We start from the raw sequence: 21,282 nt of genomic DNA on the forward strand, positions 1-21,282 counted from the left end.
TTTAAAGTACTTATTTCCTTAATCAAGGAAGCATCTCATTGGACAAATAATTAATTATGTGAAATAATAATAACAGATAAGGAGACGTTGCTTTTCCTTAAGTGCTTCGTATTAATTTTATTCAATAAGAGAAGGTGTGCTTAAAGAAGATAAATTAAATAAGGGGCTGTTTTACTATATGCAACAAAATAATGATTTAAATTTTGAACCTCAAGACGTTAATATTGTCAATCCTAAACAGGCTAGGAAAGCAGTTGTTGCTACTGGCATTGGGAATGCAATGGAGTGGTTTGACTTTGGATTATACGCGTATTTAGCGGTAATTTTAAGTCAATTATTCTTCTCAGGTGTGGATAATAGTGGTTTGCAACTTGTACTTACATTTGGTACATTTGCGGCGGCCTTTCTAGTTCGACCAATTGGAGGTATTTTCTTTGGGAGAATTGGTGATAAATATGGCCGAAAGATTGTTTTAAGTACAACTATTATTTTAATGGCACTATCTACATTATTCATCGCATTACTACCAACCTATGAACAAATTGGTGTATGGGCACCAATACTACTTTTAGTTGCTCGAATGATTCAAGGCTTCTCTACAGGCGGAGAATATTCAGGAGCAATGGTTTATATCGCAGAATCTTCTCCAGATAAAAAGCGTGGTATACTCGGTAGTGGTCTTGAAATAGGGACACTCTCAGGTTACATTGCTGCTTCGGTAATTGTTACCATTTTGACGTTATTATTAACAGATGAGCAAATGCTCAGCTGGGGATGGCGTATTCCTTTCTTAATCGCTGCACCAATCGGTTTGGTCGGCTTATATTTACGACGTCACTTAGATGAATCTCCAATCTTTGAAGAGATGGAAAAAGCGCAAGAGGAATCTGAAGACAATGAACAAATTCCGTTTAGTGATATATTAAAATATCACAAAAAAGACTTCTTATTAAGCACAGTAATTGTTGCCTTCTTTAACATTACAAACTATATGATCCTTTCATATATTCCTTCTTATCTAACACAAGTATTAAAAGTCAAAGAAACAACTGGCTTATTAATCATTTCAATTACGATGGCACTTATGATTCCACTGGCACTTTATTTCGGTAAATTAAGTGATAAAGTTGGTAATAAGCGCGTAGTACAAATCGGTTTAATTGGTTTAACATTATGCTCAATTCCAGCGTTTTTATTAATAGGGAATGGACATATTGCAGCCATATTTGCAGGTGTTTTCGTTTTAGGTTTCTTCCTAAGTGTTTATGAAGGAACATTACCATCGTTATTACCAGCACTCTTTTTCACCGATGTACGTTATCGTGCACTTTCAATCTCCTTTAATATAACTGTATCCATATTCGGTGGGACAACACCACTTGTATGTTCATACTTAGTTCATGCTACTGGCAACCCACTGGCACCAGCATTTTATTTAACAGGTGTAAGTGTAATTGGATTAATTGTATTTAGTGTACTGTTTGTTACAACATCAGGACGTGCGCTAAAAGGATCTTATCCTACAGTAGAATCGAAAAAAGAAGCACACCTAATCGCTAAAGAAGACCCTGAAGAAACACTTTGGTGGCATGAAGAATCTTTAGAAATTGCGGGAGAGCGAAAAGCATAAATTGTGAAAAGCAACGTGGACTTTTACACAAAAAGACTCCTAGTTTAATAGGAGTCTTTTTGTGTGTATCAAAACTTAAATTTATTCATTTTCTCTTCTTCTTCAAACTCTTCTGATACGCATAAAGCTTATGAACCTCTTCCTTAAATTCATGCAAAAGTACAGTGTTTTCACCATTTGAGTAACGTACTGCATTATACGCATCTATAATGATATGCCTCTGAATATTTACACCTTCTTCATCATTAATTCTCTCTAGCCAAGCTTCAACTGTTTCTCCTCGTTCACGGTTTAAAGGAGGGGATAACTTACTCTCCAGTTTGAAAATTTCTTTCCGAATTTCGTTATGTGGTGGTTTATTTCGCTTCATTCGTTTTTGGCTAATTCCTTCTTTATCAGTAATGATTGTAGATTCGAAGACTGGCATGTTTGCTAAGCTCAAATATTTTCGTTTTTTTACTATTTTCCAAACGACGTAAATAGCGATGGTTGTACAAACTATTATTGTAATGCTATTTATGAGTATTGGGTCAAAATCAGGAAGTTTTTTCCCGTCTTCAATTCGTGGTTTTAAGAGATGTCCTTTATTTGCCCAAACCCCTTCAGTGTCTTTTAATTCAGCGGCTATAAGTAATGGATTTATAGCGTAGCCGACCCCTAATGCGATTACTTCCGTGATAAAACCAAAAATAAGTCGAATGAAAGGAAATACTTGAACAATTAATATACTCATTACGCCAATCGTAAAGATAGAAGCAAAACGTAATAGTTGTTGTTTGCGATTTGCCCCGGTTAGCCAAAATGTAATCATAAGGTGTAAAGCTAATAGTAACAATTTCCATAACGGTGGAAATGGTGCATAAAATATAGCTGAAACGACAAACCATACAATACCGCCTAACGATTTTTGAACTGGATATCCAGGTCCGACCGCGTGTACGATAAAGAAGAAAAGCGGTAACATAATTGTGCCAAAAAGAGAAAATGGTAGGATTAAAGAACAACCAACTATTTGAGCAACTAACAGTATTACAAATCCTGTTGTTTTTTTCTTCATAAACTTATAAATAAGAAATACTCCTACATAGCCTGTTGCTAAAAATATAGCAATACCAACTAGTTCATCCCTTTCTGTTAATAACGAAAGGAGGAGGAGCAGAATAAAGTCATTAACGTGATAGAGCCAAGTTTTCAACTGGTTCCACCATCCCTTCATTAGTAATGAGAAACGTAGGTTGCGTTAGAAGAGGAAGCTCATTCTTCTGCAGACCAATGTAAATCAATGTAGATGATCGCTCTCTTTTTCTCGTGACATAATGAAGGAATCCTTGTTTCGGAAGTAACGTACTATCATCTGAAATACGTGCTAATTCCTCTAACGCTTTGGCGTAAGGTGTTTGTCCCTCGTTTAACGGTAAATGAAGGGGACCACCTTCTGCTAAAACACTAATAAATAACTCAAACGGAATTTGATGTTTCGTTGCGAATTGACAAATGTAAGTTGTAAATGAAATAAGGTCTTCTACATTCTCTTTCCAACCAAACCCGCGATCAGCAGCTAAAGAAAGACAAATCGTCCAACTATAATTTTTTACAGGCTCATATTGCTTCGCTTGTAACGCCTGCATTTTAGCAGACGCTTTCCAATGGATAGAGCGGAAAGACTCACGTTCGTATCGCTTTACACCAATAATAGATGTTTCATCATTGTAAAAAGAAAAATTCGTTCGATAAGAACCAGTTAATAGTTGCTGAAGTTCTTGCAAACCGGCTACTTCTTTAGGAGAAGGGTATACAATAATTTCAGTTTTTAATTTATCGAAAACAGGTAAATGTACAGTTAATAAATGAAACGGATCTTTTAATACGCATTCGAATTGTTCAATTTGAAACACACCACGCTTCGTTGCGGTTAATGTTAAATCCCATTTTTGTGCTGAATGAGTAGGTTGTGAAAAGGGAAAAGAAAATAACGTTTTTGATATTTGTTCAATTCCTTGATCCTTATGCGGTATAAGGGACGAATTTAAATGAAAATAACAAACACCGTTAACGAGTGGTATATTTGCTCCATTTTTTAAATGAATAAAAAACTGTCCAGATTCATCAGGGAAAAGCCGAGTTGTTTGTTTTTCATTTATAACTTGAAACTTTTTTTCTATGTAAGCGACATATTTATAAATGAAAATCGCAAATAAATAGTAGAAGAAAAAGGGAAACATAATAATTCGCTGCGGTAGAAAAAACGTAAATAGTAAAGCGATTGGTACAGTTAATTGAATGATATGGATTTGGAAAAATAAAGGTACAGTTACTACACGTTGTCCATTCATGCTTGCTCAATCTCCACAGGTACGTCAATTTCTTTTAAAATCCTTTGCATGATTTCATTTTTTGTCGTACGTAAAGCACCTTCCATAGACAATACAATACGATGATTCCAAACAGAAGGTACTAAAAATTGTATATCTTCAGGTGTGCAATATTCTCTACCACGTAAAAAGGCTAATGCTTGAACGGCACGTACTAAAGCTAATGTGGCGCGGGGGCTTACACCGTTAGCAATATAATCGTGATTTCGGGTCGCATGAGCAAGTTTAATAATGTAGTGTTCTAACGGTTCTGATACGAACACTTCTTTCACCTGTTTCTGTGCTTTTAAAATGTCTTCTAAAGAAATGACAGATGTGACGCTTTCTAACGGTGTGTTATTGCGAAAACGGCGCATCATTTTTAACTCATCTTCAGGAGCCGGATAACCAATAGAAATCGTCATTAAAAAGCGATCAAGCTGTGCATCTGGAAGAGGGAAAGTTCCTTGAGATTCAATCGGGTTTTGCGTCGCAATAACAAAGAATGGTTTCGGAAGAGTAGTAGACTGCTTTTCAAGAGTTACTTGTCGCTCTTCCATCGCTTCTAACAAACTAGACTGTGTTCTAGGCATCGCACGGTTAATTTCATCCGCAAGTAATATGTTTGTCATAACTGGTCCAAGTCTTAATTCGAATTCACTAGTTTTCGGATTAAAGTATTCAATACCTGTTACATCGCTCGGAAGTACATCAGGCGTAAATTGAACACGAGAAAAACTACCACCAATACTTTTGGAAATTGTTTTAGCTAGTAATGTTTTCCCGGTACCAGGCACGTCTTCAAGTAGTACGTGTCCGTCAGCAAGTAGTGAAACTATAAGTAAATCTATAACATTCTCCTTACCGACAAAAACAGATCCTATATTTTCTTTTAATTTATTTATCACATGTATCATTCCTTTCAAAATAAAAGCGGATATTTCTATATTTTAACAAATTATTCAGAAAATTAGTATTATTTTCAATTCGAAGAAATAGATATTTAATTTTTATATTACACTTGCATATTTTGGAATTTGATTATACAATATCGTTATACGATGTATCGTAAGTCGATATATCATAGGGCGATGTATTGGAGGTAGTTATAATGAATGAGAAAGCACAAAAATATATTCCATTAACAGAGGCGACATATTACATATTGTTGTCACTAGTAAAGCCAATGCACGGTTATGGAATTATGCAAATGGTAGAAGAGATGACAAATGGGGAAGTAAAGCTCGGTCCTGGTACTTTATACGGGAATACGACGAAGTTACTAAAAGAGAAGTTAATTGTTGAAGTTGCCTCTACAGACAGAAAGAAGTGCTACGAGTTAACACCACTTGGTAGAGAAGTGTTAGAGCTAGAGTATAAAAGGTTGCAACGATCTGTAAGGAATGGAAACAGTATTTTAGGGGAGTGAATGGAATATGGAGACAAAGAAGGTATTGAAATTTTTCGCGGCATGGAGTCTAGAAAAAGAGGAAGCTTTTTTAAGAAAAATGCATCAACAAGGCTGGGCGCTACAAAAATATAATGTAATGTATACGTTTAAGAAAACGGAACCGAAAGATGTAATATATAAAGCGGATTTTAGATTGGATTATAAAGATTCAAAAGAAAAACAAAAAGAATATATTGAACTATATGAAATGTGTGGATGGAAACATGTAACGAGTTTTGCAAAATGGAATTATTTCTGTAAAGAAGTAGAAGATGAAAATGAGTTGCCTGATATTTATTCAGAAAAGGAGACGAGGATACAAAAACTAAATGAGTTATTACTATTCTTTATTATTATGTTAGCCGCTATAATACCATCAATGTATAACGTATTTTTAAGTCCAATGGAATCAAGAGTACCAATTTGGGCGAAAGTTATGTTGGGATTTGTTTGTAGTATCTATACGTATCTTTTTATAAAGCTCTCTTGGAAAATTAAGAAATTCAAAAGCGAAATATTATAACAAAGAATGGATTTAAAAAAAGATGATTTCAGATTTTAATATCGGAATCATCTTCTTTTATTTCTATTTAATTTCATTTTGTTCACTCTTTTTTATATAATAAAAAACTATATATTCAAGGCATAGAACTAACGGTTACAAAGATAAACCAGTAATAATGTCTAAAAAAATCATAAATGATGAAGAAACGATTAATAATAATGAACTACCGATTAATATTATTTTATTAGAGCTTTGATTTTTTAAATGGTAATAAAGTAAAAAGCCACAAACAGTAGAAATAATCCATATAGTTAGACCGTAAGGAGTTGTGATCTTCTTCCAATCAAAGATCCAAAAATAAAAGATGATTATGTGACAAGCTAATAGTAAAAATGTAGATGGAATCATTAATCTTCTATTTAATATCATTAATTTCACCTCTTTTATGTAAATATTACCAAATAAGAGCGGGGTTTAAAATATAATAAGGAAAAAATACGTTTTTTATTACCGTATTAAACGGAAAAATCCCTTATAGAAAAATCTATTTCTACAAGGGATAGTACTGATTTTATGAGAAAGACTGATTTTGAGTCGGTTTAATAAATTGTTCAGGGTTTTCAACGAGTCCATAGGTCCTTGATAAGTCATATGGCAATCATTCATCGTTACATTTTAATATATTTAAGGCATAGAACTATGAGAGTAGTAAATACTTAGAAAATTAATAAATGACGATGAAGCTGCTAAGTAGCAATAAAGTCATTTGAAACATAATAAAGTAGTTTTAAAAACGCCAGTCATGCTATGCAATAATCGGACCAAATTGTTGCGTACCGTTTTTGATAAAATTTCAGAATTATGTTAGTAAAATCATGAAAGTGATTAAGGTTTTCGCTTAAAGAAATTACAAGGTGAGTTGCATTTGTTATTAAACCAATTTACATTTTATTGCGAATTTAAATGGCAAAAGAACCATATAAAATTATGAAGGGAGGAGAGTCATAAAATGCAGAGAATGAACAATTATTTTCGTGCGCGTGCGAGTATGGTGTACATGATGACTAATAATGAAGTAATGAATTCCATTATTGCTTTTCACATGGACACGAATGGAATACTCACCTTTGTGGGTTCTTATCCAACATACGGAAGAGGTACTGGTATAAAGGAAGTTTCTACAGAAACGGCAAACGATGGTATAGATCCTCTAGCATCACAAGGTTCTCTGACTTTGTCCCGTGATGGTCGTTTCCTATTTGCAGTTAACGCAGGCAGTCATAGTATCAGTAGCTTTATCATAGCAGATAACGGGGTACCGGTTTTCGTGGATGTAAAACCATCAGGAGGTGCTCAACCGAATAGCATTGGTGTGTATGGTAATCTTCTCTATGTCTCCAATGTAGGTTATGCTGCAAACAATTTTGCATCAAATATTACTGGTTTTCACATAGATGATAAAGGAAACCTTACTCCTATTCCAGGATCTACTCATTCTCTCAGTACCTTCAATGCGCAGCCGGCACAGGTTCTCTTCACTCCGGATGGTAGTAAAATCGTTGTTTCCGAGCTTACATCAAACCATCTCAGTGTATTCACTGTAAATAAAAACGGTACGGTTACAGGACCAATTGTTAATAATTCTTACGGTAAAGGCCCATTGGGTGCTTATTTTCTATCGTCTGGAATTCTCTTAGTTACAGAAGCAGTTTCAAATGCGCTGTCATCTTATTCATTGAGTAACGACGGTACCCTTCATGTAATCAGTGGCTCTGTACCGAACGGATATAAAACTGCTTGTTGGGTTATAACAACGAAAGATGAACGTTTTGCCTACACTACCAACACTTTAAGTGGCACCATTTCCACCTACCAAATTGCCCCGAATGGAGCACTGTCGGTAGTAAGGCATATTACTAGTACACCGCCGGGTACAGCACCAGGTCTTCCGATGGATGTTGGAGTGAGTAAAGATGGACGGCATTTTTACACTCTTAATGGAAATCAGGCTACAGTGTCAGTATTTAATATTCAAAGTGATGGTAGTCTAGTAAGATTGCAGGTTGTTGCTTCATCCAATGTGCCTTACTTTGGGTCGCAAGGCTTAGCTGTTCTTTAATTCTATTGGGTAGAATATGACGGTGTATGAATAGTAGACATGTAGATGAATTATGAACCTTTGATTAAAAATCAATTGTTTACCTTACTTACGTAAAACGGAAAAACCCCCTATAGAAAATTGATAGGGGGTAGGGAAAATGTTTAAGAGAAAGACTGATTTTGAGCCGGCTTAATAAATTGTTCAGGATTTTCAACAAGCCCGCACACAGCACATTGGACGCGGTAAGTTGGTCCTTGATAAGCCATATGAAAAGCATTCATCGTTTCATTTGTGTATTCTTCTTCTACTTGACCAGTTTGCGGATTTAATTTTACTGGTTTTACTTGTTGCTCAAGAATATTAAAGCGAGTTCGGTTCGTTTTACAGCTTGGACATAGCATTGGTTCCATATGTATACACCTCCATTTGTAGCATTTCTTAAAAGGTATGAATTTATGCACATAGTTTTATGGTCATGTAGAAAAAACTTTCTCAATATAAATAGGTATATATTATATTTAAAATTCAGAAAAAATAAAATATAATATATGTAAGAACTGGTTATGTCCAAACCAAATCTCCTGTTTTATGCCAATAAGCTGGGGGGCCGAGAAATCGGCCTCATTTTTTTGTGCTCGGCTTTATAAGGTACAAGGTTTTTAAAAACATTTGTCGAATTTTTAGAGGTGAAGGTAAAGGAGGAATAATGATGAACTTAAAAATGAAATACATTATTTTATATGTAGAAAAATTTGAACAATGTCTTCAGTTTTATAAAGAAATTTTAAAATTACCGATAAGAGCTGAACACGGTACATATATCGAATTTGAAACAGGAGCAACAATTTTAGCGATGAATACACGAGAGGATGTTAAGGAGTTAACAGGACTACCTCTTACAGAAGGTGTACTACAATCTTCTCATTTTGAGTTAGGGTTTGTTGTAGAGAATGTAAAAGAAACGATTGAGCAATTAAAAGAACAAGGGGTTAAAGTTTTAGTTGAGCCAATTGTAAAACCGTGGGGACAAACAATAGCTTACATAGCCGATCCAGACGGTAATTATATTGAAATTTGTAGTTCATTAGAATAGAAGGAGAAGAAGAGGATGGAGTTTCCAAAATTAGAAACAGAGCGTTTACTATTAAGAGAACTTACACTGTTAGATGCAGAAACAATGTTTCATTATTTTTCAAAAGAATCCGTTATTCGTTATTTCGGAATGGACTCTTTTGAAAATATTGAGCAAGCGAAAACGACAATTCAAACGTTTAGAAAGCGTTATGAAGAAGGAAGTGTATTTCGCTGGGGAATAGAGAAAAAAGGCACGGATCAATTAATTGGTACGTGTGGGTTTCATTTAATTAACAATCATCATAAACGAGCTGAAATTGGTTATGAGCTAGATGATACATATTGGGGGCAAGGATACGCAACAGAAGCACTGCAAGCAATGCTAGATTACGGGTTTGAAAAGTTGAACTTTATAAGAATTGCAGCTGTCGTATATATAGAAAATGAAGCTTCCCGTAATTTATTAAAAAAAGCAGGGTTTCAAGAGGAAGGATTACTTCGAAAATATATGATTCAAAATGATGTTGCTCATGACACGGTCGTTTATTCATTATTAAAAGAAGATTGGCAAAAGTAATGAGCATAAGTGAAATAATGAAAGTTATTAAGGAACATAAAGATGAGCGATTTATTTTAGGTATAGACGGGCTAAGTCGTTCGGGTAAAACAACTTTGGTTAAAGAGTTGGAAGAAGATATGAAACAAAATGGAATCCCGTTTCATATCTTCCATATTGATGATCACATAACCGAACGTAACAAGCGATATAATACTGGATTTGCAGAGTGGTATGAGCACTACAACCTTCAATGGGATATAGAGTGGTTGCAGCAAAACTTATTTCAGAAGTTACATAGCAACATGCAGTTAGAGTTGCCATACTATCATGATGAAACAGACATATGCGAAATGAAAGAAATACAGCTTCCTTTAGTAGGTGTAATAATTGTTGAAGGTGTTTTTCTTCAGCGAAAAGAATGGAGAGAGTTCTTTCATTATTTGGTGTATTTGGATTGTTCAAGAGAGACAAGGTTTCTACGTGAAAGTGTAGAAACACAGCAGAACCTTTCAAAGTTTCAAAGTAGGTATTGGAAAGCTGAAGATTATTATATGGAAATGGAATTACCGAGGAAAAGGGCGGATTTAGTAATACGCCATATGTAACAATGTAAGTAAGTACAAAAAAGAAGGTGTATAAAATGAATATATTATGGGATTTTGACGGGACGTTATTTGATACATATCCTGCATATACAATGATGCTTTCTGAAATATTAGGTGATGCAGTAGATAAACAAGAAATATACAAAAAATTAAAAATATCATATTCCCACGCAATTCAGTATTACAATATTTCATATGATCAGGAACAAAAGATTAAGATTTTGAAGAAAAAATTTACTCCAAAAGATATGAAACCTTTTGCAGGTGTCGAAGAAATTTTGAAATTTGCGGATAAAAATGTGATTATGACCCATAAACATAGGGCAGGAGTTATGGAAATCTTAAAGTATTATGGATGGGACAAATACTTCGTCGATATGGTTACAATTGACGATGGTTTCCCCCGAAAACCGAACTCTTTAGCTTATGATTATTTACATAAAAAGCACAATATTGATCTAGCAATTGGAGATAGAGAGTTAGATCTATTGCCTGCAAAGGAATTAGGTATTTCAACATGTATGTTTCAAGGTAAAAGTGATGTAGCGGATTATTCTTTATCGCATTACTCCGAGTTTTTTAAGGTAGTTATTGATAGAGATAGGGAGTTTTCATTATAGAGTATAGACTGTATCTTTTGTTTAAAAGGTACAGTCTGTATGCTTTAGGGTTATTGCTTCTTTATGAGACAATTATTTAAATTCTATACACTTCAATACGTTCTTTCCCCCATGTATCTTGCAAGTTATTAATATGTACTAATTGCCACGGATTAAAGAATGATTGTCCATCTTTATTAAAGAAATAGCCGTCACCTACATAATAAGAAGCATGTATTATATTGTTTCCTTCATTTCTCCATACAAGGATATCTTTAGGTTGTAAAAAATCTAATGACATTGATTTTAATCTATAATTTTTTACGTCTAAACCTTTTAGAAAACTATAATCATGGACCCATTTTGTAATAATCCATTGTACTTCGGAATGTTCGCTACGTATACTCGCTAAAGTTGATGCAAAGCAGTTTGGTCCATTTGTAGTACTAAAAGTATTAAAATATGGAGCTATATGTGGGAACTGTTCTTTAAATGTTTTAATTTGATTTTCATTTAATGAATTTTGATAAACAAATTGTCTCGCTAATAGAAGTAGAAATTTATATTTAAATTCTTTATGTAAGTTATCCCATAGCGTTTTTTGCATACTGATATATTGCTTCGAATTGTGTTCAAATGAATAAAGAGTTAAATATTGTATTATAGAATCTATTATTGAAACAGAATGGATATCTTGTAGTGTAAGTTCAATAAAATCCCATTCATAAATTGAACCGCTATTAACTTCAAGTTGAGTTTGAAATATAATTTGGCGTGTCTCATTGTCTAATTGTGTAATCACATTAGGATTTGCTACACAAATTAAATTAACGTCTTTATGGATATTCCATATTTGATAGCTATTTCTATTATCAATATTGTTAAAAATAGAATGATTGAAAAACTCATGTTTAGTCATAAATAAAGTGTTAGAAGTAAAATGCTTTACTATACATTCATTTTTAGCTGGAAAAAAGAATAAATCATAGTCAGGTAGGAATTGTTCTATCCATTTATTTAGTATATCTGTTTCTATATGTATACTAGTCATTAAAATCACCTCTAGTTTGTATTCTATAATGGTAGTTTAAATGCCTTTTCAGTTTGAGGGGAAAAGGATATTATTCATTTGTAATTGAGAAAGCTGGTACATTCGAAAAGATCGAAAAAAAGTCGATTGAAGAAAAAGATGGTTTATATACTGTTGTTCTTGTAGCGAAATATAGTAAAGAACAACGTACCTTTATCGTAACTTATAATGATAAAGAAGAAATAGCAGGATTGTTTATTAAAAAGTAGTTGAATGACAGATAAAGTGATTGTATTTACTTTATCTGTTTTTTATTTTTACTAATTTTTAGTTACTCGTACTAATATTAACTCATATGTATAAAGAAGGGGGTGAAACGTTGAAAACTGAAATAGTTACTCCAAAGTACAGTATAATAAGTTATACATCTTTAATTATCGGAATTATGTGTTTTTTATTCGTTTTTATAACTCCAACGAGGATTGCGAATGCGGGTAATATAGTGGGAGATTATATTACTATTGCTCTGACAGGTGTAGGTATCATACTTTCAATAATCACAATGACGAAAAAAACAGAGAAGAAGGCAATTGCAATTATCTCATTAATACTTTCCTCATCGTTCTTTATATTTTGGATTATCGCGATTATCTTATTGTTTACTGGCCAAATTAATTTTGCACCTTAATGTCATTTATATAAAATAAAACGAGTCCATCTCATAAGATGGACTCGTTTTATTTTATTACCTAGAGAGAATTTTTAATGTTATAATCCCAATTTACAAATCATCTGAATCAGAATTTTCAAGTCTATACTCTAATAGATCCCCAGGTTGGCATTCTAATGCTTTACAAATAGCATCTAAAGTTGAAATTCTAATTGCTTTTGCTTTTCCATTTTTTAATATAGAAAGGTTAGCCATTGTAATTCCAACCTTCTCTGAAAGTTCAGTTACACTCATTTTTCTTTTCGCCAGCATTACATCAATATTTACTATAATTGCCATGTTATTCACCTCAGACCGTTAAATCATTTTCTGATTTTATATCTATAGCATCTTTTAGAAGTCTTTGGAGAACAGCAGCAAAGACTGCGATAACCATTGAAGCAAAGATTAGGAGCATTCCAAGTATAATAATACTCGGTGCGTCAGCTCTCTCCGCCACGATATAGAAGAGTGGCATGCCTACCACATATAAAATACTGATTGTTACTGCGCAGTATTTGATCTTCTTTAAAGCTCTAACAGATAATTTCGAGAAAGCGTTATTTTTGTCAATGAAGCTTACAAGCTTAAAAGCTTGATACAGAGCTAAATAAAAAGGTATCACCGTTGCATACAGATTGATTAAAACAAGATATTTTATAGATGCAATATCGGGATACAATTCCGCTGCATAATTCCCTATTTTAGGAACTAAAAATATACATAAAGCAAGAACAGGGATTCCGATAAGAATAATAGCGGTCTTTAAAAAGAGTGTTGATCCTTGTTTCATATAAAGCACCTCATTTAAATATTATCTATTTAATCTAACATGATATTTATCGTTTAACAATAAATCTTTATTTATTTTAATCGTGTTTATATTGTTAAGCAAATTTGAATTTAAATGAAGATAATCGTTCCCTCTTTCTGTAAATGATGTTATGTTAAAAGTAATAATCAATCCTTTCTTATAATAAGAGTTTTTAGAAAATCTATATTTTGCGTAATTTGAAGAGGTGTTAATAAAATGAAATCGTATACACAATTTGAACGAAGAAAATATATACTAGATGAGTTAGAAAAGTATAACCGAGTTATGGTAAATGATTTAGCGAAAGTATTAAATGTTACAACGGAAACGATACGAAGAGATTTAGATATGATGCATAAGGAAGGGACGCTTACTAAAATACATGGTGGTGCACTTAAGAAAAAGGATCAAACACTAGAATTTCATTTTAATAAACGTCGATCTGAGAATATTGAAGAAAAACGAAAAATTGCAATGGAAGCAAGTAAACTCGTAGAAGATAATGATATTATCGCAATTGAAATTGGGACAACTACAATGCAAATTTTAGATTACTTACACGATAAAAAGAATTTGACGATTTTAACAAACTCCATACCAGCTGTAAATAAAATTATTGAGCTTAAAGAACAATATGATTCCTTTGATTGTAGGTTAATAGTTATTGGTGGAATATTGAATTCAAATTCATTAGCACTGTCTGGAGAAATGACGTTAAACTATCTTGATCATTTCACTGTTAATAAATTATTTGCTTCGTGTGATGGAATTTCACTAGAAAAAGAACTGACATGTTCGTATATTGAAGATGCACAAATATATAAGCAGTTAAAGAACAATGCAAAGCAAGTTGTCATGATGGCTGACGAGTCAAAGTTTAATTTAACAAAGTTTTATAAAAGCGGGAATTTTAGTGATATAGATGCATTATATACAAATGCTAAGCTTGATGAAGCGTGGCAAAATGTGTTAACAAGTAATGGGGTTGAAGTAATAACAGTATAGTAAAACAAGAAGAAGACTATTTCTTAGTAAGTTGAGAAATAGTCTTCTTCTTGTTTATGTGTTGTTTTATTTTGTTTATATGTTGTTTTTACAATTAGTTAACAAATTAACAACATTGTGTTAATAATGTACTCGTACAATATGAATTAGGAGGTGGCAAGAATGCAAATAAAACTATCAAAAGCTGTGTTCTTTTTAATACCAGTTGGAATACCTCTAATATTGTTTTGGATTATTCCGAATTTCATTAGTTTAGGTATTAGTTTTACTGATTGGGATTTTATGACGAATGATTTTAACTTTGTTGGATTAGAAAACTATTTCAATTTGTTTACACAAGATTCTTTTATGCAAGCATTGTTAAATACGTTTTATTTCGGAATTGGAACAGTCATTCCGACAATTGCATTAGGTTTAGGATTCGCATTATTCTTCCGAAAAAAATTTAAAGGTTCCGCATTGTACCAATTAATGATTTTTTCACCTTGGGTAACGCCAACGATAGCTGTATCCATTGTGTGGTCACTCTTATATGAACCTCAATTTGGAGTTATTAATAAAGTTCTAAACTTTTTCGGGATACCAGGTTTGGACTGGCTTCAAAGTAGTAAAACAGCGATGTTAGCAGTCATTATTGTGACAGTTTGGAAATTAGTTGGATGGACAATGATTTTTTATATCGGTGCATTAGAAAAAGTTCCGGATAGTTTATATGAAGCAGCTAGTATTGATGGAGCGAATTCGTGGCAGAAATTTCGATATGTAACACTACCAATGGTTTCATCAACAACTTTCTTCTTAGTTGTTGTCAATACAATTTCTGCGGTGCAAGCTTACGACCAAATTAAAATTTTAACGCAAGGTGGACCTAGTGGTTCGACGCGTACGTTACTATATTTATTCTTCCAACAAGGGTTTGAACAGTTTGATATGGGATCTGCAACAGCAATCGCATTTATCATCCTAATCATTACAATTCTACTATCTGTTATAAACAAAATAATAGGTGACAAGTGGGTGAATTATTAAGGTGAATAATATGAAAAAAGGTCCATTAATCGTAAAGCATCTCTTTCTAGCGTTATCAAGTATCCTATTTATTTTTCCGTTCATATGGATGGTACTTGGTTCGTTTAAAACATCCAGTGAAGTATTACAAGGAGGCTTTTGGCCTAAGGAATTTCATTGGGAAAATTATCGTCAAGTATTAGATATACTTCCATTTAACACGTATTTATTTAATAGTTTCTATACTTCTTTCCTTATTACTATATATGTACTTGTTTCGTCAGCGCTTTTTGCTTATATGTTGGCATTTTACAAGTTTAAAGGTAAAAATATTACGTTTAGTGTTGTGATGGCAACCTATATGATCCCTGGAGCTGTATCGTATGTTCCTGTATATGTAATGTTAGGGAAGTTTGGTCTACTTAATTCACATTTTGGATACATGATTTCTATGGCTGTTAGCGTATTCGGTATTTTCTATTTAAAACAATCATTCCATAAAGTTGGTTTTGAAATAGTAGAAGCAGCCAAAATTGATGGAGCAAGTGACTGGCGTATTCTTTGGAAGATTATTTTTCCAATGACACGATCATCATTTGTAACACTAGGATTGGTCACATTTATTGGTAATTATAATAATTACATTTGGCCAGCTCTTATTTTGAAAGATAATACGCAAAAGTTAATCACGAATGGAATTGCTGATTATTTCATTAATAGTTCTTTAGGACGAGATTGGTCACACATTATGGTTGCAAGTACAATCGCAACGGTGCCGCTCTTACTCGTATTTTTAATTCTACAAAAATGGTTCTTATCTGGTGTTACAGATTCAGGAATAAAGGGGTAATTAAATAGTAAAGGAGATATGTGGGATGAAAAAAATATTCATGCTTCTAACAGTTTTAACATTGTTTGTTAGTGCACTTGCGGGTTGTTCAGGCGGAAAAGGAAGTACTGTTAAAGCGAGTAAAGAAGGCGAGAAGGTTGTTGTTCCATTTATTAATGGAGTAGGTGGTTCCCTTGCAGATCGTGTAGACAAAATCGTGGAAGAATACAATAAAAGTCAGGACAAATATGTAGTGAAAACGACGAAGGCGGGCAACTACGATGAGTCTTATCAAAAGCTACAAAGTGGATTTGCAGCGAATAACCAAGAAGCAATTGCATTACTAGGTTCAGACGTCATTCAAGAGTATGTTAAAAAACAGTTAATTGTGCCTATAGATGAATATGTTAAAAATGATAATAATTTCAAAAAAGAAGATTACGGAAAAGGTTTTATGGAGCAAGCAACGATTGACGGGAATTTATATGGGATTCCGTTTTACGGTACAACACAAATCTTTTATTACAATAAAAAAGCGTTAGCGGAGAATGGATTTACAAAAGAGGATTTAAAGACGTGGGAAGGTGTTGAAAAGGTAGCAAAAACAGTCGCAAAACGTGGTGAGAATGGAAATGTTACGTATGCTGGCTGGATGCCAATGTGGGGGACGTCAAACTTAATTGATGCGGTCCGCAGCGCTGGCGGCAGCGTATTAAGTGAAGATGGTAAAAAAGTATTAATTAACGATGATACTTGGGTTACGGTATGGGAGAAATTCCGTACATGGCTTCATGAAGATAAAATTATGAAAATACATTCAGGTGGTACTGGATGGGAATATTGGGATAAAACAGTAATCGATTTAGTAGAAGGTAGAACGCTAGGGTTTACAGGATCATCTGGTGACCAAGGATTTGTTTTTAAATCATTAGGTAAAGGAATGACGGAAGAAGAACGCTTAAACACATTTGAAGCATTACCACAACCAGCTTGGGGTAATCATAAACCAGCACCAAAATTAGAAACATATTTATTCACATTAACGAGAAATATTGACCCAGAAGTAGCAAAAGGTGCATATGACTTTATGAAATTTGCGACAAGTACCGAGAAAACGGCTGAATGGTCAATGGCAACTGGCTATATCCCTGTTCGTAACAATGTAACAGAGTATGGTCCATATGCTGAATTTGTTAAAAAACAACCACAAGCATTAGTTCCGTTAGAACAAGCTAATAATTACGGAGTGGGACCATTTGTAGATCCAACGGGCGGGAAAATTAATGATGCCTTAAATGTAGCTAAAGATAAAGTAGAGATTGAAGGAGTTCCAGCAAAAAAAGCATTAGATGAAGCAGCTAAAGTTGCACAAGAAGAGTTAGATAAAGTTCTGAAAAAGAAGAAATAAACCTGTTTTGTATGACTAACGTGAGGTGCTTTTGAACGAAAGAAGTGCCTCTAACATTCTTTTATAAAAATATAAAAAAGGTGTGAGAACTATGGCTGAAATGAAAAGTACGATAACACTTTCTCCATTCGTAAAAAATAAACATTGTTTCCAAATGGATGAAACTGATATTACAAACTTTACATTAACAATTGATCAAGGGGATAGCCGGAAAATTCCTCTTTTACTAATCTTGAGAGATCCTAACGGTTATGTACGTATACAATATCAAACTCCAATTGTAAATGAAAAACTAGTTGTTTCGAAAGATTCAAAGTTTTGTTCCGCTGGTTGTATTGGAGGAGAAATACAGTCAGGTAATTGGGAATTAGAAGTCGTGTATATACCACATTGTGCAAAGAAAGTAGTAAAGTTTACCGGAGAAAAAGTTGACTATACAGTAAATATAGTAGTGAATGATCAGTTGGAACGAAAGTATAATAGAGAGCATTTTTGCAAGGGAAATGTTTTTATCGATGAAGATCGTTTTAATAAGGTAGTAAATGAAGAACATCGCTGGTACAAAGGGGATTTTCATGAACATACGGATTTAACAGACGGTGAGATAGATGATGAACTTGGAATGAAAGTATGTGAAAAACAAGAATTAGATTTTTTATATGCGACGGAGCACAATATTGTTATGCCATCTTATGAAAAAGGAAACACATTAATTATACCATCTATGGAACTTACAACTCCTTACGGTCATTACAACATATTCGGTATGAAGGAATACGTGGATTTTACAGAGTATGTAGACGAATCGTATAGCGCCGAAAAAATGAATGCACTATTTTCATTCATGAAAGAAAGAGGCTATTTAATGAGTGTGAACCATCCATTTATGAAGCCTTGGGCGAACCAAGTGAATATTAATTTAGAAAATGTTCATACGATGGAAATTATGTGTGATCCAACGTATAAAAAGAGTAAGTCGTCTACTTTAGAAGCTTTGCGTTGTTTCGATCAAATGTGGTCAAATGGTCTTAAAATCTGGGGGATAGGAGGAAGTGATTCTCATTTACATCCGTCTAAAACATTCCCAGGATCAAAAGACCCATCTATTTACGGTGATCCAGGAACATTTGTATTATGTAACGGTTTATCTATTAAAAACTTAAAAGAGGCGATCAAAAATGGGAAAATTTATTTCTCTCGATTTAGAAAACTAGCGATAGATATTCAAAACGAAGGTGAAACGATTTATGTCGGTGATGAGGCTAAAGGAAATATTATGTACAACATTCGTACAGATAAACCGTGTGAATGGAGACTACTTATAAATGGACAAATGATTGAAAAAGAATATGGTAGCGACGTAACCTTTGCATTCTCTTTAAATGAAGGGGCATATGCTAGAGTTGAGGGATGGGAAGAGGATGAATTAGTAGCGTTTATTAATCCTATTCATAATAAAGTTCAGTATAAAAATATGAAAACATGGAATGAAGTTTTAGGGGGAATAAAAGGTGAATAAAGCAATTATTTTTGACAAAGATGGAACATTAATACAATTAGATTCAGTTTGGTACAAAATTGTGCATCGTGTGTTAGATGATATATTTCAAATGTATCCAAATGAAAAGAGTAAACGAGATGACTACTTAACGATTATTGGTATGAATGATAACGATTTTGAGAGTACGAGTTTACTAGCTTGTCGCACAAATTACTTTATTGCGGCTGCTTGGTTTTCGTTGTTAGAAAATCAACATGTGAATGAAGAGAAGTTTATTCATGATGTATGTCTTTTATTCAAAAAATACTCTACTGCAGATGACTTAGTATTTACAGAAGTGGAAGGTGCAAAGGAAACGTTACGATATTTAAAAGACAATGAATATATTATTGGGGTTGTAACGGCAGACGATGTTGATGCAGCTATACATTCTTTGAAAATGACAGAGTTATATGATTATGTAGATTTTTTAGGTGCAGATGATGGTGTGAATAGAACAAAACCTGAAAGTGACTTTTATCATATGTTTAAAGAACAATTTTCACTAACTGAAGAAGACGTACTTATGGTAGGTGACACATTAACAGACGTAACATTTGCGAGAAATAGTAATATTAAAGTAGTGGGCGTCTTATCGGGTGCGAGCCGGAAGGAAGATTTAGAAGGGAAAGCGGATTATATTTTAAACAGTATGAAGGATATTTCGAAAATTTTATAATACATGTCATGAGTATTTTTAACAACATCTATAAAAATAGCTCAAATTCTAGGAGGATATTATGGCTCAACTATCATTCAAAAACATTTACAAAAAATATGATCATGATGTGACAATCGTAAAAGATTTTAACCTAGAAGTAAATGATGGAGAATTTATCGTTTTGGTTGGCCCTTCAGGTTGTGGGAAATCTACAACATTACGCATGATTGCAGGACTTGAGGAGATTTCAGAGGGTGACTTTTATATTGATGGAAAGCGTGTAAATGATATTACACCGAAAGATAGAGATATTGCAATGGTATTTCAAAACTATGCGCTTTATCCGCATATGAGTGTTTATGAAAACATGGCATTTGGATTAAAACTACGAAAATATAGTAAAGAAGAAATTGACCAACGTGTGCAACATGCAGCAAAAGTTCTTGGGCTGGAGGAATATTTAAATCGGAAGCCAAAAGCACTTTCAGGTGGACAGCGTCAGCGTGTTGCCTTAGGCCGAGCGATTGTTCGAAATGCAAAAGTATTCTTAATGGACGAGCCTTTATCAAACTTAGATGCGAAGCTACGTGTTCAAATGCGTGCTGAAATTACAAAGTTACACCAAAAGTTGCAAACAACTACTGTGTATGTTACACATGATCAAATAGAAGCCATGACGATGGCAACTCGCCTTGTTGTACTAAAGGATGGCATTGTACAACAAGTCGGTACACCAAAAGAAGTGTACGAAAATCCAGAGAATGTATTTGTCGGAGGATTTATTGGCTCTCCTGGAATGAATTTTTTCAAAGGAGTATTAACAGAAAATGCAGTTATGATTGATAAGTGGAAAATTGAAGTGCCAGAAGAGAAGATGAAGAGTTTGCGAAACAAGGGCTATACGAATAAAGAAATCATAATAGGGATACGCCCAGAAGATTTTTATTATGGAAAAGCAATCGCATCTTTACCATATAACGCAAAAGTAACGGTATCCATTGATGTAGCAGAATTAATGGGGGCAGAAACATATCTTTATTCTAATATGAATGGCCAATCCTTTGTTGCACGTGTGGACACTTCTATAGATGTACAAAGTCAATCAAATATAGAACTCGGTTTAAACATGGACAAAGTTCATTATTTCGATTCAGAAACTGAGAAGCGGATTGTTTTATAGAGTAATTAATAAAAACTCCCTGTATAATATAACAGTAAAAAGCCGATTATCCTTCAGAAAAAGGAAATAGGCTTTTTTTGTATGGAAAATGTATTAGCTTGATGTGTAATTATATTACTAGATCGTTACTATTAAAAAGAATTTAATAAATGTACTCAATAGTTTTATTACATTAAAAGAATTTGTAATTGTATGTTCATCTTTCGTTCATAATTATTAGTTAT

Annotated in this window: 23 protein-coding genes and 3 pseudogenes; 17 read left to right on the forward strand and 9 right to left on the reverse strand. The window is 33.5% G+C overall.

Going from position 1 to position 21,282, the window contains the following annotated elements:
• Window positions 1–178 precede the first annotated feature (178 nt).
• Window positions 179–1,630: an MFS transporter gene (locus MR109_RS20810; RefSeq protein ID WP_242273738.1), complete on the forward strand. Its 1,452-nt coding sequence runs from the start codon at window positions 179–181 to the stop codon at window positions 1,628–1,630.
• Between the two features lie 85 nt (window positions 1,631–1,715).
• Here MR109_RS20810 and MR109_RS20815 read toward each other — a convergent pair whose 3' ends face one another.
• Genes MR109_RS20815 through MR109_RS20825 form a run of 3 tightly spaced genes read right to left on the reverse strand, consistent with a single transcriptional unit; the run spans window position 1,716 to window position 4,889 of the window.
• Complete coding sequence (locus tag MR109_RS20815; RefSeq protein WP_242273740.1) at window positions 1,716–2,825, reverse strand: DUF4018 domain-containing protein; 1,110 nt, start codon at window positions 2,823–2,825, stop codon at window positions 1,716–1,718.
• Entirely contained in the window at window positions 2,800–3,963 is a 1,164-nt protein-coding gene (locus MR109_RS20820) for a DUF58 domain-containing protein (RefSeq protein WP_242273741.1), read from the reverse strand. Before MR109_RS20820 ends, MR109_RS20815 begins: the two co-directional genes overlap by 26 nt.
• Window positions 3,960–4,889, reverse strand: coding sequence for an AAA family ATPase (locus MR109_RS20825; protein ID WP_242273742.1), 930 nt, complete (start codon window positions 4,887–4,889; stop codon window positions 3,960–3,962). Before MR109_RS20825 ends, MR109_RS20820 begins: the two co-directional genes overlap by 4 nt.
• 203 nt (window positions 4,890–5,092) lie before the next feature.
• On the opposite strand from MR109_RS20825, the gene MR109_RS20830 reads away from it, so the two are divergent.
• Both MR109_RS20830 and MR109_RS20835 read left to right on the forward strand, forming a co-directional pair.
• Complete coding sequence (locus tag MR109_RS20830) at window positions 5,093–5,410, forward strand: PadR family transcriptional regulator (protein ID WP_025147892.1); 318 nt, start codon at window positions 5,093–5,095, stop codon at window positions 5,408–5,410.
• Between the two features lie 7 nt (window positions 5,411–5,417).
• The gene (locus MR109_RS20835) at window positions 5,418–5,954 is read left to right on the forward strand and encodes a DUF2812 domain-containing protein (RefSeq protein ID WP_098475582.1); all 537 of its coding nucleotides are present in this window, start codon (window positions 5,418–5,420) and stop codon (window positions 5,952–5,954) included.
• Window positions 5,955–6,069: 115 nt separating this feature from the next.
• On the opposite strand, the pseudogene MR109_RS20840 reads toward MR109_RS20835, so the two are convergent.
• Together MR109_RS20840 and MR109_RS20845 are read right to left on the reverse strand one after the other, a co-directional pair.
• Window positions 6,070–6,365 (reverse strand): annotated as a pseudogene (locus tag MR109_RS20840) (hypothetical protein).
• A 142-nt stretch (window positions 6,366–6,507) separates the two neighbouring features.
• Window positions 6,508–6,611: pseudogene (locus tag MR109_RS20845) on the reverse strand (DNA alkylation repair protein); the annotation flags it as partial.
• Window positions 6,612–6,945: 334 nt separating this feature from the next.
• Between MR109_RS20845 and MR109_RS20850 the strand changes: the two are divergent.
• Entirely contained in the window at window positions 6,946–8,055 is a 1,110-nt protein-coding gene (locus tag MR109_RS20850) for a lactonase family protein (RefSeq protein WP_242273743.1), read from the forward strand.
• A gap of 143 nt (window positions 8,056–8,198) precedes the next feature.
• Here MR109_RS20850 and MR109_RS20855 read toward each other — a convergent pair whose 3' ends face one another.
• Window positions 8,199–8,447 carry a hypothetical protein gene (locus MR109_RS20855; protein WP_000433610.1) on the reverse strand — a complete coding sequence of 83 codons (249 nt, stop codon included), beginning with the start codon at window positions 8,445–8,447 and terminating at the stop codon, window positions 8,199–8,201.
• Window positions 8,448–8,746: 299 nt separating this feature from the next.
• Here MR109_RS20855 and MR109_RS20860 point away from each other — a divergent pair, with 299 nt between their 5' ends.
• The 4 genes from MR109_RS20860 to MR109_RS20875 are packed head-to-tail and all read left to right on the forward strand — an operon-like array spanning window position 8,747 to window position 10,895.
• On the forward strand, window positions 8,747–9,130 hold the full coding sequence (locus MR109_RS20860) for a VOC family protein (RefSeq protein ID WP_242273744.1): 384 nt from the start codon (window positions 8,747–8,749) through the stop codon (window positions 9,128–9,130).
• A 15-nt stretch (window positions 9,131–9,145) separates the two neighbouring features.
• Window positions 9,146–9,688: a GNAT family N-acetyltransferase gene (locus MR109_RS20865; protein ID WP_002172484.1), complete on the forward strand. Its 543-nt coding sequence runs from the start codon at window positions 9,146–9,148 to the stop codon at window positions 9,686–9,688.
• Window positions 9,688–10,275, forward strand: coding sequence for a kinase (locus tag MR109_RS20870; protein ID WP_242273745.1), 588 nt, complete (start codon window positions 9,688–9,690; stop codon window positions 10,273–10,275). Before MR109_RS20865 ends, MR109_RS20870 begins: the two co-directional genes overlap by 1 nt.
• Window positions 10,276–10,310: 35 nt before the next feature.
• Window positions 10,311–10,895: an HAD-IA family hydrolase gene (locus tag MR109_RS20875; protein WP_242273746.1), complete on the forward strand. Its 585-nt coding sequence runs from the start codon at window positions 10,311–10,313 to the stop codon at window positions 10,893–10,895.
• A gap of 76 nt (window positions 10,896–10,971) precedes the next feature.
• Here the strand turns inward: MR109_RS20875 and MR109_RS20880 are convergent, their stop codons facing one another.
• On the reverse strand, window positions 10,972–11,925 hold the full coding sequence (locus MR109_RS20880; protein ID WP_242273747.1) for an NlpC/P60 family protein: 954 nt from the start codon (window positions 11,923–11,925) through the stop codon (window positions 10,972–10,974).
• Between the two features lie 80 nt (window positions 11,926–12,005).
• Between MR109_RS20880 and MR109_RS20885 the strand changes: the two are divergent.
• A pseudogene (locus MR109_RS20885) lies at window positions 12,006–12,173 on the forward strand (DUF3887 domain-containing protein); the annotation flags it as partial.
• A gap of 110 nt (window positions 12,174–12,283) precedes the next feature.
• Window positions 12,284–12,592 carry a hypothetical protein gene (locus MR109_RS20890; RefSeq protein ID WP_098475592.1) on the forward strand — a complete coding sequence of 103 codons (309 nt, stop codon included), beginning with the start codon at window positions 12,284–12,286 and terminating at the stop codon, window positions 12,590–12,592.
• A 93-nt stretch (window positions 12,593–12,685) separates the two neighbouring features.
• Here the strand turns inward: MR109_RS20890 and MR109_RS20895 are convergent, their stop codons facing one another.
• Both MR109_RS20895 and MR109_RS20900 read right to left on the reverse strand, forming a co-directional pair.
• Window positions 12,686–12,913 carry a helix-turn-helix domain-containing protein gene (locus tag MR109_RS20895; protein WP_098475593.1) on the reverse strand — a complete coding sequence of 76 codons (228 nt, stop codon included), beginning with the start codon at window positions 12,911–12,913 and terminating at the stop codon, window positions 12,686–12,688.
• A gap of 10 nt (window positions 12,914–12,923) precedes the next feature.
• Complete coding sequence (locus MR109_RS20900; RefSeq protein ID WP_242273748.1) at window positions 12,924–13,406, reverse strand: DUF2975 domain-containing protein; 483 nt, start codon at window positions 13,404–13,406, stop codon at window positions 12,924–12,926.
• 237 nt (window positions 13,407–13,643) lie between these two features.
• Here MR109_RS20900 and MR109_RS20905 point away from each other — a divergent pair, with 237 nt between their 5' ends.
• The 7 genes from MR109_RS20905 (at window position 13,644) to MR109_RS20935 (ending at window position 21,058) form a co-directional block, all read left to right on the forward strand.
• Window positions 13,644–14,432, forward strand: coding sequence for a DeoR/GlpR family DNA-binding transcription regulator (locus MR109_RS20905; protein ID WP_242273749.1), 789 nt, complete (start codon window positions 13,644–13,646; stop codon window positions 14,430–14,432).
• 162 nt (window positions 14,433–14,594) lie between these two features.
• Entirely contained in the window at window positions 14,595–15,461 is an 867-nt protein-coding gene (locus MR109_RS20910; RefSeq protein WP_025147907.1) for a carbohydrate ABC transporter permease, read from the forward strand.
• Window positions 15,462–15,471: 10 nt separating this feature from the next.
• Complete coding sequence (locus tag MR109_RS20915; protein WP_002172478.1) at window positions 15,472–16,290, forward strand: carbohydrate ABC transporter permease; 819 nt, start codon at window positions 15,472–15,474, stop codon at window positions 16,288–16,290.
• A gap of 25 nt (window positions 16,291–16,315) precedes the next feature.
• On the forward strand, window positions 16,316–17,677 hold the full coding sequence (locus tag MR109_RS20920) for an extracellular solute-binding protein (protein WP_242273750.1): 1,362 nt from the start codon (window positions 16,316–16,318) through the stop codon (window positions 17,675–17,677).
• 91 nt (window positions 17,678–17,768) lie between these two features.
• A complete protein-coding gene (locus tag MR109_RS20925) occupies window positions 17,769–19,196 on the forward strand; it encodes a CehA/McbA family metallohydrolase (protein WP_071719204.1) in 1,428 nt (475 codons plus the stop codon).
• A complete protein-coding gene (locus tag MR109_RS20930) occupies window positions 19,189–19,896 on the forward strand; it encodes an HAD family hydrolase (RefSeq protein ID WP_071719205.1) in 708 nt (235 codons plus the stop codon). Before MR109_RS20925 ends, MR109_RS20930 begins: the two co-directional genes overlap by 8 nt.
• A gap of 61 nt (window positions 19,897–19,957) precedes the next feature.
• A complete protein-coding gene (locus MR109_RS20935) occupies window positions 19,958–21,058 on the forward strand; it encodes an ABC transporter ATP-binding protein (RefSeq protein ID WP_242273751.1) in 1,101 nt (366 codons plus the stop codon).
• Window positions 21,059–21,282: the final 224 nt, after the last annotated feature.

It is taken from the genome of Bacillus cereus group sp. BfR-BA-01310 (genome assembly GCF_022664325.1).
GTDB lineage: Bacteria > Bacillota > Bacilli > Bacillales > Bacillaceae_G > Bacillus_A > Bacillus_A paramycoides.